This is a genomic window from Streptomyces sp. NPDC003077 (assembly GCF_040611095.1).
Taxonomy (GTDB): Bacteria; Actinomycetota; Actinomycetes; order Streptomycetales; family Streptomycetaceae; genus Streptomyces.
Window position 1 is genome coordinate 160,733 of the sequence record NZ_JBEXNM010000007.1, and the last position, 14,104, is coordinate 174,836.

The 14,104-nt window shown below is 72.5% G+C and carries 12 protein-coding genes; 10 read left to right on the forward strand and 2 right to left on the reverse strand.

Annotation, left to right across the window (positions count from 1 at the left end):
* Positions 1-376: 376 nt before the first annotated feature.
* Complete coding sequence (locus ABZX96_RS07715) at positions 377-1,174, reverse strand: PspA/IM30 family protein (protein ID WP_355539500.1); 798 nt, start codon at positions 1,172-1,174, stop codon at positions 377-379.
* Positions 1,175-1,544: 370 nt separating this feature from the next.
* Here ABZX96_RS07715 and ABZX96_RS07720 point away from each other — a divergent pair, with 370 nt between their 5' ends.
* From ABZX96_RS07720 to ABZX96_RS07735, 4 genes are all read left to right on the forward strand, one after another.
* Positions 1,545-2,141 (forward strand): DUF3043 domain-containing protein, encoded by a 597-nt coding sequence (locus ABZX96_RS07720; protein ID WP_355539503.1) that lies wholly within the window; start codon positions 1,545-1,547, stop codon positions 2,139-2,141.
* Positions 2,142-2,149: 8 nt separating this feature from the next.
* The gene (locus ABZX96_RS07725; RefSeq protein ID WP_355539601.1) at positions 2,150-2,887 is read left to right on the forward strand and encodes a methyltransferase domain-containing protein; all 738 of its coding nucleotides are present in this window, start codon (positions 2,150-2,152) and stop codon (positions 2,885-2,887) included.
* Positions 2,888-3,161: 274 nt separating this feature from the next.
* On the forward strand, positions 3,162-4,964 hold the full coding sequence (locus ABZX96_RS07730) for an ABC transporter ATP-binding protein (RefSeq protein WP_355539506.1): 1,803 nt from the start codon (positions 3,162-3,164) through the stop codon (positions 4,962-4,964).
* Positions 4,965-5,265: 301 nt separating this feature from the next.
* Entirely contained in the window at positions 5,266-6,321 is a 1,056-nt protein-coding gene (locus ABZX96_RS07735) for a trypsin-like peptidase domain-containing protein (RefSeq protein ID WP_355539604.1), read from the forward strand.
* 448 nt (positions 6,322-6,769) lie between these two features.
* On the opposite strand, the gene ABZX96_RS07740 is transcribed toward ABZX96_RS07735, so the two are convergent.
* Positions 6,770-6,982: a hypothetical protein gene (locus ABZX96_RS07740; protein ID WP_355539509.1), complete on the reverse strand. Its 213-nt coding sequence runs from the start codon at positions 6,980-6,982 to the stop codon at positions 6,770-6,772.
* A gap of 171 nt (positions 6,983-7,153) precedes the next feature.
* Here ABZX96_RS07740 and ABZX96_RS07745 point away from each other — a divergent pair, with 171 nt between their 5' ends.
* From ABZX96_RS07745 to ABZX96_RS07770, 6 genes are all read left to right on the forward strand, one after another.
* The gene (locus tag ABZX96_RS07745) at positions 7,154-8,425 is read left to right on the forward strand and encodes a bifunctional adenosylcobinamide kinase/adenosylcobinamide-phosphate guanylyltransferase (protein WP_355539512.1); all 1,272 of its coding nucleotides are present in this window, start codon (positions 7,154-7,156) and stop codon (positions 8,423-8,425) included.
* A gap of 517 nt (positions 8,426-8,942) precedes the next feature.
* On the forward strand, positions 8,943-9,689 hold the full coding sequence (locus tag ABZX96_RS07750) for an ATP-binding cassette domain-containing protein (RefSeq protein WP_355539515.1): 747 nt from the start codon (positions 8,943-8,945) through the stop codon (positions 9,687-9,689).
* Complete coding sequence (locus tag ABZX96_RS07755) at positions 9,686-10,954, forward strand: hypothetical protein (RefSeq protein ID WP_355539518.1); 1,269 nt, start codon at positions 9,686-9,688, stop codon at positions 10,952-10,954. The genes ABZX96_RS07750 and ABZX96_RS07755 overlap by 4 nt, the downstream gene beginning before the upstream one ends.
* Before the next feature lie 38 nt (positions 10,955-10,992).
* Complete coding sequence (locus ABZX96_RS07760) at positions 10,993-11,535, forward strand: hypothetical protein (protein WP_355539521.1); 543 nt, start codon at positions 10,993-10,995, stop codon at positions 11,533-11,535.
* A gap of 99 nt (positions 11,536-11,634) precedes the next feature.
* On the forward strand, positions 11,635-12,681 hold the full coding sequence (gene cobT / locus ABZX96_RS07765; RefSeq protein ID WP_355539524.1) for a nicotinate-nucleotide--dimethylbenzimidazole phosphoribosyltransferase: 1,047 nt from the start codon (positions 11,635-11,637) through the stop codon (positions 12,679-12,681).
* Between the two features lie 592 nt (positions 12,682-13,273).
* Positions 13,274-13,981 (forward strand): hypothetical protein, encoded by a 708-nt coding sequence (locus ABZX96_RS07770; protein ID WP_355539527.1) that lies wholly within the window; start codon positions 13,274-13,276, stop codon positions 13,979-13,981.
* Positions 13,982-14,104 lie beyond the last annotated feature (123 nt).

The window sequence follows — 14,104 nt, forward strand, 5'->3', positions numbered from 1 at the left end:
CTGGCACGCGGTGCGTTCCGCCGTCTTGGTCCTCGTCCTCGTATGAGGGCCCTATCGTCCTCGTCCGAAGCCTCGTCCGAAGACCCCTCGTCCTCGTCCGAAGACCGCTCGTCCTGGCCCGAAGACCCGAGGGTCTCGTACGAAGACCCCTGGACCCCGTACGGAGCCCGTGGGACCCGTCACGCGGCCCGTGTACGGAGGTTCGCGTACCGCTCGGGTACGAAGACCTCCGCACGGAACCCGCGGAACCGAGCACGGAGAACCGACGACGGCCCTGGCGGCCGGCGACCCGTCGGCCGCGCGCGGCAACCCGTCACCCTACGGCGACGGCCCGTCCGCGCGCGGCGGTCCCGACGAGGCTAACCGCCACAGGCCGTCACTGCTTGTCGAAACGCGGCTGGTCCTGCTGCTGGGCGGGACGGGCCTGGCCCGCCTGGCCGCCCTCGATGGCCTGCTGGCCCGCCGACGGGCCGCCGGCCAGCTCGGCCTTCATCCGCTGGAGCTCCAGCTCGACGTCGGTACCGCCGGAGAGCCGGTCCAGCTCGGCGGCGATGTCGTCCTTGGCCATGCCCGTCGGGTCGTCCAGGGCGCCGGAGGCGAGCAGCTCGTCGATGGCACCGGCCCGCGCCTGCATCTGCGCGGTCTTGTCCTCGGCGCGCTGGATGGCCATGCCGACGTCGCCCATCTCCTCGGAGATGCCGGAGAACGCCTCGCCGATCCGGGTCTGCGCCTGGGCGGCCGTGTAGGTGGCCTTTATCGTCTCCTTCTTCGTACGGAAGGCGTCGACCTTGGCGTGCAGGCGCTGCGCGGCGAGCGTCAGCTTCTCCTCCTCGCCCTGCAGCGTCTGGTGCTGCGCCTCCAGGTCGGAGACCTGCTGCTGGAGGGCGGCGCGCCGGGAGAGCGCCTCGCGGGCCAGGTCCTCACGACCGAGCGCGAGGGCCTTGCGGCCCTGGTCCTCCAGCTTGGAGGACTGGTTCTGGAGCTGGTTGAGCTGCAGCTCCAGGCGCTTGCGGGAGGTGGCGACATCGGCGACGCCGCGACGCACCTTCTGCAGCAGCTCGACCTGCTTCTGGTACGAGTAGTCGAGGGTCTCGCGCGGATCCTCCGCCCGGTCCAGGGCCTTGTTGGCCTTCGCGCGGAAGACCATCCCCATCCGCTTCATGACACCGCTCATGGGCCTCGCGCGCCCCCTTCTGACCGAGTTACATCGGGCTTCGGCTCCAGCACATCTACAGACCCCACACTACGGGCCTCGGTTCCATTACCGCATCGATAGCGTCGCGATGGGCTCATCCTGGAGGACGATCAAAAAACGTTCTTCTCCGGCGCAGGGAGTAGGGCGGCCTCCGGGTGCCGGCGCGGTGTCCGGTTCGGTGTCCGGTTCGCCCCGGTACGGCGGCGGTCGGGGCGCTGCCCTGTCGCGGACGGGCCCCTGCCCTGTTGGGGACGGACCCCTGTCCTGTCGCGGACGGACTCCTGCCCTGTTGCCGGATCGTGCCCGACACCACTGCGGGCTTCGCGCCGGCACACCGTACCCTTGCCGTGTGTTCCGAAGCCGTTCGAAGGATGAGCAGGCCGCGACCGCCAAGGCGACCGCGGACCAGCCCCAGAAGCCCCGCGACCCGCAGGCCCCCAAGGGCCGCCCGACGCCCAAGCGCAGCGAGGCGCAGTCGCAGCGCCGGTCGCGCGCCCACACGCCGACCAACCGCAAGGACGCGATGCGCGCCCAGCGCGAGGCGCGGCGGGCCGACCTGGCCCGGCAGCGGGAGGCACTGGCCAACGGTGACGAGCGTTACCTGCCGGTGCGCGACAAGGGCCCGGTGCGCCGGTTCGCGCGGGACTTCGTGGACTCCCGGTGGAGCGTTGCGGAGTTCTTCCTGCCCATCGCGGTGATCATCCTGGTCCTGACGATGATCCGGCAGCCGGGCATCCAGAACATCGCGCTGCTGATGTGGCTGTTCATCATCGTTCTGATCGTGCTCGACTCGATCGTGATCTGGTTCCGGCTGGGCAAGCGGCTCAAGGAGAAGTTCCCGAACGAGAGCCACAAGGGCGTCAAGCCGTACGCCCTCATGCGCACGCTCCAGATGCGTCGGCTGCGGCTGCCGAAGCCGCAGGTCAAGCGCGGAGAGCGGCCCTGAGCGCAGCGATCGGCCCGGCCTCGTACACCCCCGTCCAGCAGGAACTGCTCGCCCGCCAGCTCGACGAGCAGATAGCCGCGCGGTTCCCCGTGGGCCGGCGGCTGGACGTCCTGGACGCCGGGCCGGGCGGAGACGGCCAGGCGCTGCGGCTCGCCCGCGCCGGACACAAGGTCACCGCCCTGGAACCGGACCCGGCCGCGCTGGAGGCCGTGCGGACGGAGCTCGCGGGGGAACCCGAGGGCATCCAGGAGCGGGTGCGGCTCGTCCAGGGCGACTGCGGGGAGACCGGCGTCCACTTCACGCCCGGCTCGTTCGACCTCGTGCTCGGGCACGGCGTCCTGATGGACGCCCCCGAGCCCGATCCGCTGCTCGCGGGGCTGGCCCGGATGCTGGCGCCCGGCGGGCTGCTCTCCCTCGTCGTACGGAACGCGGACGCGCCCGCGATGCGGGCCGGGATCGCCGGCGACTGGGCCGGGGCGCTGGCCGCCTTCGACTCGGGCGCGCCACGGCATCGGCTGGAGGCGCTGACGGCGACGTTGGCGGGGATCGGGGCGCCGTTGCACGCGTGGTACGGGGTGGGGGTTTTCGGGGAGCCGTCCGGCTCCGCCGCGGCTGCTGATCCTGCCGGGGCCCTCCTCGCGGAGGGGGCGTGGGAGGCATTGCTGAGCGTGGAGGAGCGGGCCGGGAAGACGGATCCGTATCGGGCGGTGGGGGAGTTCGTGCATCTGTGTGGGGTGCGGGACTGAGGTTTTCCCCTGTGTTGGGAGGCCCCCTTGCGGGGGTCTTCTTCGTTTGAGGGGCGAGGTCATGGGCGGGCTCGTAGGCGGTCGCGTCGGTGGTGCGGTGCGGGGGCTTATTGACGCCGGTGAACGCCGGGGCGTTGTCCTCAATCGCCGGACGGGCTTGATTTTGTCGGACGCGGATTCGAAAAAGTTGGGGTCCTTCCTCAGGTGAAAAGCCCCGTGCTGCGTCCTCTCGTCCGTGAGTGCGGATCAAGGGGATCGGCAGAGGGCGGGGAGCATGGGGACGGCCGTGGAGGTGGAGGGGACGTCGGGGGAGGTTGAGCGGCTGCCGGCGCGGCGGACGTGGCAGGTGCTGTACGGGCATGTCCGGCCGTATCGCGCCGTCATTGCCTTGGGTGGGCTGTTCACGCTCGTCGGCGCGGTCAGTGGGCTAGCCCAGCCGCTTGCCGCCAAGGCGCTGGTGGACCGGCTCGGCGGGCAGGGTTCGATCACTGTGCTGCTCCTCGTGCTCACCGGGCTGGTGGTGGTCGGCACGGCGGTGGAGGCGGTCGGCGCGTACGTCCTGGAGCGGACGGCCGAGTCGGTGGTGCTGACCGCCCGGCGGCAGCTCGTCGCCCGGTTGATGCGGCTGCGGATGACGGCGGTGGAGCGGTCCCAGCCCGGGGACCTGATGTCTCGGGTCACCTCGGACACCACGCTGCTGCGCGCGGTGACGACGCAGTCGCTGGTCTCCGCCGCCACCGGGAGCCTCTCCCTCGTCGCGTCGCTGGTGATGATGGGGCTGATGGACCCGGTGCTGCTCGGCGTCACGGTCGCGGTGATCGTGGTGGTCGGGGGTGCCGTGGGGCTCGTCCTGCCGAAGATCGCGCGGGAGACGAAGCGGGCGCAGGAGTCGGTGGGGGCGATCTCCACGGCGCTGGAGCGGACGTTCGGGGCGTTCAAGACGGTCAAGGCGTCCGGGGCCGAGCGGCAGGAGGTCGCGGCGATCGGGGCGGCGGCTCAGGAGGCGTGGCAGCACGGCATCCGGGCCGCGAAGTGGCAGTCGGTGGCGCACACCGCGAACGGGCTCTCCGTGCAGATGGCGTTCCTGGCCGTGCTGGGCGTCGGCGGCGCGCGGGTGGCGTCCGGGGCGATCGAGGTCTCCACGCTCGTCGCCTTCCTCCTCTACCTCTTCTACATGATCGACCCGATATCGCGGCTGGTGGAGGCAGCGTCCGCGTACCAGGTGGGTTCGGCGGCGGTGGCGCGGATGGCGGACGCCGAGCAGTTGGAGGTGGAGCCGGAGGACGCCGGTACGCCGGACGAGGACGAGCGCGCGGCGGGGCCGCCCGCGAGCGTGGCGTTCGAGGACGTGGTCTTCCGGTACCGCGAGGACCTGCCGCCGGTTCACCACGGGGTGAGTTTCACGGTGCCCGGGGGCGGTCTGACGGCGTTCGTCGGGCCGTCGGGTGCCGGGAAGACGACCGTCTTCGGGCTCATCGAGCGGTTCTACGAGGCGGAGGCCGGGCGCGTCCTCGTCGACGGCAAGGACGTGCGGGACTGGCCGCTGCGCCGGCTGCGGGCGGACATCGGTTACGTGGAGCAGGACGCGCCGGTGCTGGCCGGGACGCTGCGCGAGAACCTGGTGTTCGCGGCGCCGGACGCCACGGACGCGGACATCGCGCGGGTGCTGACCCGGACCCGGCTGGACGGGCTGGTGGAGCGGCTGCCGGACGGGCTGGAGACCCTGGTGGGCCACCGGGGCAGCAAGCTGTCGGGCGGCGAGCGCCAGCGGGTGGCCATCGCGCGGGCGCTGCTGCGCGAACCCCGGCTGCTCCTGCTGGACGAGGCGACCTCGCAGCTCGACGCGGTGAACGAGCTGGCGCTGCGGGAGACGATCGCGGAGGCCGCGCGGACCACGACGGTGCTGGTGGTCGCGCACCGGCTGTCCACGGTGACGATGGCCGACCGGATCGTGGTGATGGAGGCGGGGGTGGTGCGGGCCGTGGGCACGCACGCGGAGCTGGTGGCGGGGGACTCGCTGTACGGGGAGCTGGCGGCGACCCAGTTCCTGGCCACGGCTCCGGATGTCCGGGCGTGACCCGTCTGGCTCGTCCGGGCGCGGGCTGTCCGGGCACCCGGCGGAAACCGTCCGGAGGCCCGGCGGGAACCATCCGGAGGCCCGAACGCGCACAGCCCAGAGGCCCGAGCACAGACAGCCCGGATGCCCCGATGTGCGGGCGTGAGAGGGTGGCAAAAGCGACAATCCTGGTATGACTCCAGGATTGACGCCTTTCTTGAGCGCCCGTCACCTGACGGCTCGCCGGGCGGCGCGCCGTCACCCCAGGCCGGGAACAGGCCCGTCGCCTCGTCACCGGGTACGGCTCGCCGCGGCCGTCACCCTGTGCGCGACCGCGCTCGTCGCGGGCTGTTCGGACTCCGGTTCCGGCTCCGGCACCCGTGGCCGGCCGGACGAGGCCGGGTCCTCCTCCCACGCCGCCGTGTCCGGCGCGCCGCAGGCGGCGGCCCCCAGCGTCAGCACCGACCTGCAGAACGCCTACCAGAAGGTGGTCAAGGACGTGCTGCCGTCCGTCGTCCAGATCACCACCGGGCAGGACCTGGGCTCCGGCGTGGTCTACGACGGACAGGGGCACATCGTCACGAACGCCCACGTCGTGGGGGACAGCGACCGGTTCAAGGTCACGCTGGCCACCGGCGGCGGCTCGCTGGACGCCCGGCTCGTCGCCTCCTACCCGGACCAGGACCTGGCCGTCATCAAGGTCGACAAGCCGCCGAAGGGGCTGAAGCCCGCCGCCTTCGGCGACACCTCCAAGGTGGAGGTGGGCCAGATCGTGCTGGCCATGGGCAACCCGCTGGGCCTGTCCAGCAGCGTCACGCAGGGCATCGTCTCGGCGACCGGCCGGACGGTCAGCGAGGGCCGCAGCGGCGGCGGCACCGGCGCGACGATCGCCAACATGGTGCAGACCTCGGCCGCCATCAACCCGGGCAACAGCGGCGGCGCCCTGGTCAACCTCTCCAACCAGGTCATCGGCATCCCGACGCTGGCCGCGACCGACCCGCAGATGGGATCCGCGGCGGCGGGCATCGGCTTCGCCATCCCGGCCGCGACGGTCCGCAACATCGCCGACCAGATCATCAAGAACGGCAAGGTCACCAACTCGCACCGGGCCGCCCTCGGCATCGGCGGGCGCACCGTCCTGGACACCGGTTTCGAACCGGCCGGGGTCGCGGTCGCCTCCGTCAACCGGGACGGCCCCGCCGACAAGGCGGGCATCGAGCAGGGCGACATCATCGTCCGGTTCGGCGGGACGGACATCTCCACGATGCAGTCGCTGACCGAGGCGCTGGCCGGTCGCCAGCCGGGCGACAAGGTGGACGTGACGGTGGACCGGGACGGCGGGGAGAAGACCGTGCGGGTCACGTTGGGTGAGCTGTGAGGCGGGTCGGTTGGATGGCGCTGGGGTGCTGGGGCCGGTCCGTTCGATGGCCCTGTGGGTTTGGGGTCGGTCGGCTGAGCGGCCTTGGGGAGGCGACGTCGGTCCATCCGGCGGCCCTGCGGCTGCTAGCCCGGTCGGTTGGATGGCCGAGTGGCACTGCGGCGGTGTGGCCGGTGCCGTCACGAGGCTCGTTCGTCCGTGGGGCCGGTCCGTTCGATGGCCCTGCGGGTGCGAAGCCGGTGCCGTCACGGGACTCGTACGCCCATGAGACCGGCACCGGCCACGACGACGAAGAAGGAAGAAGGAAGAAGGACGAAAGAAGGACGAAGATGGACGAAAAGGGGTGCCCCCGGCCGATCGACCGGCCGGGGGCACCCCCACAACCAAACAGCGGGCCCCCTCTGCGGCCGGACGCCGGGCCGTCAGCGGGAGCCCCGGGACCCGTCCCTCACCCCTCCTCGGCGTGCAGGCTCATCGGCGCCGGGTAGATCTCCGTGCCGTCCTCGAAGAGCCTGACCTGGTCCACCCCGCCATCGAGGAGCGCCTTCCACTCCTCGCCGATCCAGGACTCCGCGTCCCCCTGGGTGGCGAATTCCTCCGGCTGCACCGCGGGCGTCGCCTCCGTACCGTCGGCCTTCTCGAACCGCCACGTCCATGCCATGTCCGCCTCCTGGTCCACCGAGTACGTACCGAGTACGTGCTGCTGTAGCGCGGCGGGGCGCCTCCTGCCGCGCCCCGCCGCGTCCTGCTTCCGTGCTGATCCGCAGCCTAACGGCCGTGTCGAGCCGGGCCCCCGCGCGCCCGCGCACCCCGGGCACGAGAAAATCGCCGGGTGGAACTCACTCTCCTCGGCACCGCCGCCCCGAGCGGCCTGCCCCGCCCCGGCTGCCCTTGCGCCGCCTGCGCCACCGCCGTCGGCGACGAGGCGCGCGCGGCCACCGCGCTGCTGATCGACAGTGCGCTGCTCCTGGACCTGACGCCGGGCGCCGCGTTCGCCGCCGCCCGCGCCGGGCAGTCGCTGACCGGCGTGCGGCAAGTCCTGCTCTCGCACCCGCACGAGGGGCCGGCGGTGGAGGTGCCCGCCGGGCTGCCGCAACCGGGCCGGGTGGCGGACGGGCGGGAGCTGGCGCTGCTGGACGGTCACCGGGTGCGGGCCGTCGCCGTGGACGTGCCGGGTACGGGGTACGAGGTGAGCGGCGCCGACGGGGAACGGCTGCTGTACCTGCCGCCGGGTGCGGCGCCGGCCGGGCTGGACGAGGGCGAGGGGCACGCGCGCGGCCGGGCCGCCGGGCAGCCGCACGGCAGCGGCCCGTACGACATGGTGGTGCTGGACGTCCTGGGACGGCCGGACGGGCTGGCGCGGCTGCGGGCCTGCGGCGCGGTGGACGCCGCCACGGACGTCATCGCCGTCCACCTCGACCACGACGTACCGCCCGGCCCGGAACTGCACCGGCGGCTGGCGGCGGCGGGCGCGCGCACCGTGCCGGACGGCAGTTCGCTGCTGGTCGGCGAGTACCACGCGGTGCCCGACCTGCCGCGCCGCACGCTCGTGCTGGGCGGGGCGCGCAGCGGGAAGTCCGTGGAGGCGGAACGGCGGCTCGCGGCGTTCCCGGACGTGCTGTACGTCGCCACGGGCGGCGACCGGGGCGGCGACCAGGAATGGGCGGACCGCGTCTCCCTGCACCGCGAGCGCCGCCCCGCCACCTGGCGCACCGCCGAGACCTGCGACCTGGTGCCGCTGCTGGCGGACACCCCGGACGCGGAGACCGGCCGGGACACCGACGAGTCGCCCTTGCTGATCGACTGCCTGTCCCTGTGGCTCACGCATGCCATGGACGAGGTCGGGGCCTGGGACGACGACCGCTGGGCGGCGGGCGGCGAACGGGCGCTGCGGCGGCGGGTGGACGAGCTGGTGGCGGCCGTCCGCGCGACCAGCCGCCCCCTGGTCGCCGTCAGCAACGAGGTCGGCTCCGGCGTGGTCCCCGCCACGGCGTCCGGCCGCCGCTACCGGGACGAACTCGGCCGCCTCAACGCGGCGTTCGGCGCGGAGTGCGAGCATGTGCTGCTGGTGGTGGCGGGTCAGGCCGTGGCGTTGCGGGGGTGAGGGGGCGGCCTGTGCCTCGGGGCGGCCCTGCGCCTCGGGGCGGCCTTGTGCCTCGGGGTGGCCCTGCGCCTCGGGGTGCCCCTGCGCCTCGGGGTGGCCCTGCGCCTCGGGGCGGCGGGTCGGTTTTTCCAGCCCCGACCGGCACGCGCCAATGGGCGGCGAGTTCGCCATCTCCAGCCCGTTCTACCCGCGCCAATTGGGCGGCGGCCCGCCGAAATTCAGCCCGTCCGGCGATTGAGGACAACGCCCCCGGCGTTCACCGGTACCAAAGAATCACCCGCCACCCACCCAAGAGCCCGCACGCGCGCTCACCGGGGTGTCCTCAATCGCCGGACGGGCTTGAATTTGCCGGGCCACCGTCCATTGGTGCGGGCCGGACGGGCCAAAGAAGTCGGCCTGCAACCCCCAAGCGCCATCGCAGCCGGTGCCCACCCACTGAGTAGGCTCCAACCCCGCGGCAGGGACAGCGCGAATTCCCTGCCCCGTTCCCTCCCGCTCACCAGGAAGCCAAGCCTTCATGCCCGTCCAATTCTCCTCCTGCACCTTCCGCTACCGCCGCAACCGCCGCGTCCTCCGCCGTTTCACCTGTCAGCTTCCGCCCGGGCGCACCGTGTTCCTCGGCCCGAACGGTGCGGGAAAGAGCACGGTTCTCGGCCTTGCCGCCTCGGCTTTGTCTCCGCACACCGGAAAAATCAGTTATCAAGGGCTGAGCACCACCGACCGGGGTTCCCTGCCCGCTTATCGTCGGCGCGTCGCGTGGATGCCGCAGCAGCTCGCCGCCGTGCCCGGGCTGACGGCGCGGGAGCAGGTCGCTTACGTCGGCTGGCTCAAGGGCATGTCCCGTGCTCAGGCGTGGGAGCAGTCGTTACGGGCCTTGCAACGGGTCGAGTTGGGTGATCGGGCCGGAGAAAAGATCAACCGGCTGTCGGGTGGCCAGCAGCGCCGGGTCGGGGTGGCGCAGTCCCTCGTCCACGGGGCGGAGGTCCTGCTGCTGGATGAGCCCACCGCGGGCATGGACCCACGGCAACGGACCGTCTTCCATGAAATCCTCGGGAATCTCCCGCGTTCGGTCCACGTTCTCCTGTCCACCCACGACACGGTCGACCTGGAATCCGTATACGACAACGTAGTGGTGTTGCTCGACGGACGGCTGACTTTTCAGGGCACTGTGGACGAATTCCTCTCCCACGCGGCCCCGGGCGCGTCGGCGGGGCGGCAAGCCGACTCCGCCTACCACGCGTTGACCGAGTGGAGCCGGGCGTGAATTTCCTGAACGCATTGCGGCGCTCGTCGCTCCCCTGGGCCGGTCCCGTTCTCTTGGGCATCGCGCTTTTCTACGCCTTCACCTGGCGGATTCGCGCCACGGGATTCGGCGGTGACACCGTCTTCGTCATGGCCCGCGCGCTGGGCCCCATTCCGGGAGCTCTCGCGGGAGTCGCCGCCTGGGAGGCGGGTCGGCTGCGGGCGGGGCACGTATGGCGACTGACGCCTTCTCTGGGCCGGTACCGCGTCGCCTTCGACGCATTGCGTCTCGTTCTGTTTCTCGCCGTCCTCCTCGACGCCGTCGTTCTCGTGGCCGCATCGGTACGGGTCTCCGCGCTGCCGCGATTCGAGGACCTTCCGCAAGTGGCGTCATTGCTCGCGGTGCAGTGCGGCGCGGTCATCGTCGGTTTCGGCGCCGGGTGCCTGCTGCCGCGCGCCCTGGCGGCTCCCGTCGTCCTCGTCGTGCTGTCGCTGTGGACGATGATCCCGGCCACGCTGGAGGCGACGCCCTGGCTGCGCCATCTCAACGGGCTCCCGAGCGATGCCGCCACCGTCACCGACAGCATCGCCCCGCAGGCGCTGCTCGCGCCCGCCCTGCTGGCGGCGGGCGCTGTGGCGGGGGTGCTGCTGGCGTCCGTTCCTTGGCGCAGCCGGCTTCTGCGAGGGGCGGCGGCCGTGTGCTGTGTGGTCGCCGGGGCGGTACCGGCGCAGGCCATGGTGGCCGACGCCGGGTACCGGATGCCCACCGTGCCCCGCGACGGCGCTCAGGTCTGCGAGGAGGGCGCCCCGCGCATCTGTGTGCCGAAGGAGTTCGCCGACGCCCTCCCCCGGCTGCGGAAAGCCGCGGAGACCGCGCTGCCCAGGCTCGCGGCCGTCGGCCTGCGGAAACCCGACACGCTGGCGTACGTGTCCCTGGACGCGCCGGTCACCTCCGGCACCTGGCGCCTCCACCTGGAGAAACCCGTGACGGAGGCACGTGCGCTGAGCGCCGTGGCCACCGCGCCCGTACCGGTGTGGCGTTACGGCGCATGCCCGAAACTTCGCGACGACGTGGCGACGCCGTCGCCGGGTCCCGTCACGGCCTGGCTGCGGCTGGCGGCGGGAACGGACGAGCGCGGTGTGAAGGGGGACTACGACGCGGCGACGGTGCGGCGGGTCGCCGAGGTGCGGAGGAAGCCGCCCGCCGCGCAGAAGGCATGGGCCGATCGGCAGATCCGGGCGCTGCGCAGCTGCGATCCCAAGGTCCACGCGGAGGCGCTCCGGTGAGTCCCTGGGTGTCCGTGCGACGTCCCTGGATCGTCGCGGTGGGTGTCGCTCTGTACACGGCGTTGCTGCTGGTCGTCCGAGAGCACGTGATCTTCATGCCGTCGATCACCGTCCTCGGTACCGCCGGCATGAAGCTGATGAACTTCCTCCCCCTGATCGTCTGCCTGGCGGTGCTGCTCTGCCTGGAACGCAGGCTCGGCCCCGCCGAGCTCACCGGAGTCCGCCGGGTGGTGGCGGCGGACCGCGCCCTGGTGCTGGTCACCGGGGGTGCCGTGCTGCTCGTCGGGCTGGCGGCCCACGGATGGCTGAACATGCCCACGGCCACCGCCGCCGGGCGCAACGTCCTGTTCCTGACCGGCCTCGCCCTGCTCGTCCGGTCCCGCTTCGGGGCCGCGGTGGCCGCCTCCGTCGCGGTGGGGTGGCTGTTCCTCACCGCGGCGGCGGGGCTCCGCACGCCGCAGGACCCCTATCCGTGGGCGGTGCTCCTGGAGCCGCCGGGGCACCTTCTCGCCGCCGTGGCCACGATCGGCATGACGCTGCTCGGTGTCCTCGCGCTGGGGCATGAGCCACCGCGCAGGTGAGAGATCGGGGCACCGTCGGCGAGCACCGAATGGCCGCTCGTCGCGGCGCACGGCCCCCTGCACCCCCTCCGGTCGGCCGTTCCCGGTAATCTGCGCCGAATGAGCGCCCTGAACCTCGATGACTTCGCCGGCCTGATCGAGCGCCCCGATGGCGGCACACGCCGTGACGCCGAAGAACGACGGGAACGGCTGACCGTGCCGCCGGGTGCCCTGGGGCGCCTGGGCGAGCTGGGCGAGTGGCTGGCCGCCGCGCAGCAGCGGGTTCCGGTCCGGCCGGTCGAGCGGCCGAAGCTGGTGCTGTTCGCGGGGGACCACGGTGTCGCCGGGCTGGACGTCTCGGGCCGTCCGGCGGGCTCCACCAAGGAACTCGTCCGCTCCGTGCTGGACGGCGCCTCCCCCGCCGCGATCCTGGCCCGCCGCGCCGGGGCGGGGGTGCGCGTGGTGGACGTCGCGGTGGACTGCGACCCGGACGAGCTGCCCGCCGACGTCACCCGGCACCGGGTGCGGCGCGGCTCCGGGCGGCTGGACATCGAGGACGCGCTCACCGCCGAGGAGGCGGAGAAGGCCTTCCGCGCCGGGATGGCGGTCGCCGACGAGGAGGCGGACGCCGGGACCGACGTGGTCGTGCTCGGCGACCTGAGCGTGGGCGGCACCACGGCCGCGAGCACGCTGATCGCCGCGCTGTGCGGTGTGGACGCCTCGGTGGTCACCGGTCGCGGCGGCGCCGGGATCGACGACCTGGCCTGGATGCGCAAGTGCGCGGCGATCCGGGACGGGCTGCGGCGCGCCCGTCCGGTCCTCGGCGATCCGCTGGAGCTTCTGGCCACCACCGGTGGCGCCGACCTCACCGCGATCACCGGTTTCCTGCTCCAGAGCGCGGTCCGGCGCACCCCCGTCATCCTGGACGGGGTGGTCTCGGCGGCCTGCGCCCTGGTGGCGCAGCGGGTGGCGTTCCGGGCGCCGGACTGGTGGGTGGCCGGCCAGGTCAGCGGCGAGCCGGCGCAGGCCAAGGCGCTCGACCGGCTCGCGCTGACGCCGCTGCTCGACCACGGGATGACGGTCGGCGAGGGCACGGGGGCGCTGCTGGCCCTCCCCCTCCTCCAGGCCGCGGCGGCGCTGGGGGCGGAGCTGCCCGTACGGGAGTGAGCGGGAGAGTGCGCAACGGGCGGGTCCGTTCCCGGGTGGGGACGGGCCCGTCCTTGTTGTGGGAACGGGTCGTGGGAAGGGGTCGTGGGGACGGAATCCCCGGCAAGGGGTCCGGCCGGTCAGGCACCCGGTCCCGCCCCGCACGGCGAAAGAGGACCCGAACGAGGACCCGAAAGAGGATTCGAAAGAGGCGGAGATCACTAAGTCCCCCGCTCAACTTCCGGCGCCCCCGCCCCGTCCTTCCAGGCGGTACGCGTTCTTGGCGCGGACCAGGGTGCGGGCGGTACGGCGCGCACCACCTCCGTATCCGTCCGTATCCGTCCGTTCCTCTCCCGATCCGGTGGTGGCAGATCGAATCGCTCGTCCGCACCCGCGGGAAATACCGCTCGTCGCGGGGCTTACGGTCCATGCTCGTCGAAAAGAGCAGCGAAAAAGGCAGCGAAACGACCAGCATCGAAACAAGCCGAACTGAAACGACCATCACCGTTCCCTTCCGCGCCGCCCTCGTGGTCACCTGGCCGGACGGGGTCCCCCTGCCGTACGGGCCGTCGCCACGGCCGGGCCGTACGCACCCGCACCTGGAGAAGAAGAGATGACCGTGCCGGCCCTCCGTCGTGCCGTACGCGCCGAGTGGGGACCGCTGTTCGGCACCGTTTGGCGCGGCCTGCGCACCAAGAAGCTGCGGGCGATCCCGATGACGATCGCCGCGGTGTGCCTGACCTCGCTCTTCCAGATCGTGCAGAACCAGTCCTGGGGCTACCAGCCGGTCCAGAACCTCGGTTCCGTGCGGGCCGAGGAGCCCTTGTGGCTGGGGTTGCTCCGTACGCCGCTGTCGCTGTTCGTGCCCGCGCTGGACCTGCCGGTCTGGGGGGCGCTGGCGCAGTTGCTGGTGGTCTTCGGGATCAGCGAGATCTGCCTGGGCTGGTGGCGGACGCTGGTGGGCGCGTACGTGGCCACGCTCGCCGGGACGATGTACGCGCGGCTGGGCATCGCGCTCGGCCCGGACAACTTCTTCGGGCTGCCCGCGAGCGACGCGCACGTCAACGACACCGGGCCGTCGGCGGCCGTGGTGGGCCTGGCGATCTTCGTCTGCTGGCGCTACCGCGCGTGGTTCACCTGCTTCCTGGTCGTGGCCGCGATGTTCTACGAGGTCCTGTTCATCAAGAACAACCTGGCCGGGCGGGAACACATCGCCGCCGTCGTGGTCGTCCTCGCGGCCTGCGGCGTCTGGGAGGTCTGGCACCAGAAGCGCAAACCGCGGGACGCGCACCGGGGGAAGGGCGCGGATCCACATTTGTGATGGGCCCACGTCTGTGAGGGACCCACGTCTGTGACGGGCCCACGTCTGTGACGGATCCGCATCCGCAAGGAAAGGCCCCATTCGTCCCACCGCATCCGCTACACGCGGTACGGGTGATTCGCG

Excerpts from the sequence above, each read along its gene's own strand:
- ABZX96_RS07715 (WP_355539500.1), bottom strand. The coding sequence starts at position 1,174 with ATGAGCGGTGTCATGAAGCGGATGGGGATGGTCTTCCGCGCGAAGGCC.
- ABZX96_RS07730 (WP_355539506.1), top strand. The coding sequence starts at position 3,162 with ATGGGGACGGCCGTGGAGGTGGAGGGGACGTCGGGGGAGGTTGAGCGG.
- ABZX96_RS07740 (WP_355539509.1), bottom strand. The coding sequence starts at position 6,982 with ATGGCATGGACGTGGCGGTTCGAGAAGGCCGACGGTACGGAGGCGACG.
- ABZX96_RS07750 (WP_355539515.1), top strand. The coding sequence starts at position 8,943 with ATGCCCGTCCAATTCTCCTCCTGCACCTTCCGCTACCGCCGCAACCGC.
- cobT (WP_355539524.1), top strand. The coding sequence starts at position 11,635 with ATGAGCGCCCTGAACCTCGATGACTTCGCCGGCCTGATCGAGCGCCCC.
- ABZX96_RS07770 (WP_355539527.1), top strand. The coding sequence starts at position 13,274 with ATGACCGTGCCGGCCCTCCGTCGTGCCGTACGCGCCGAGTGGGGACCG.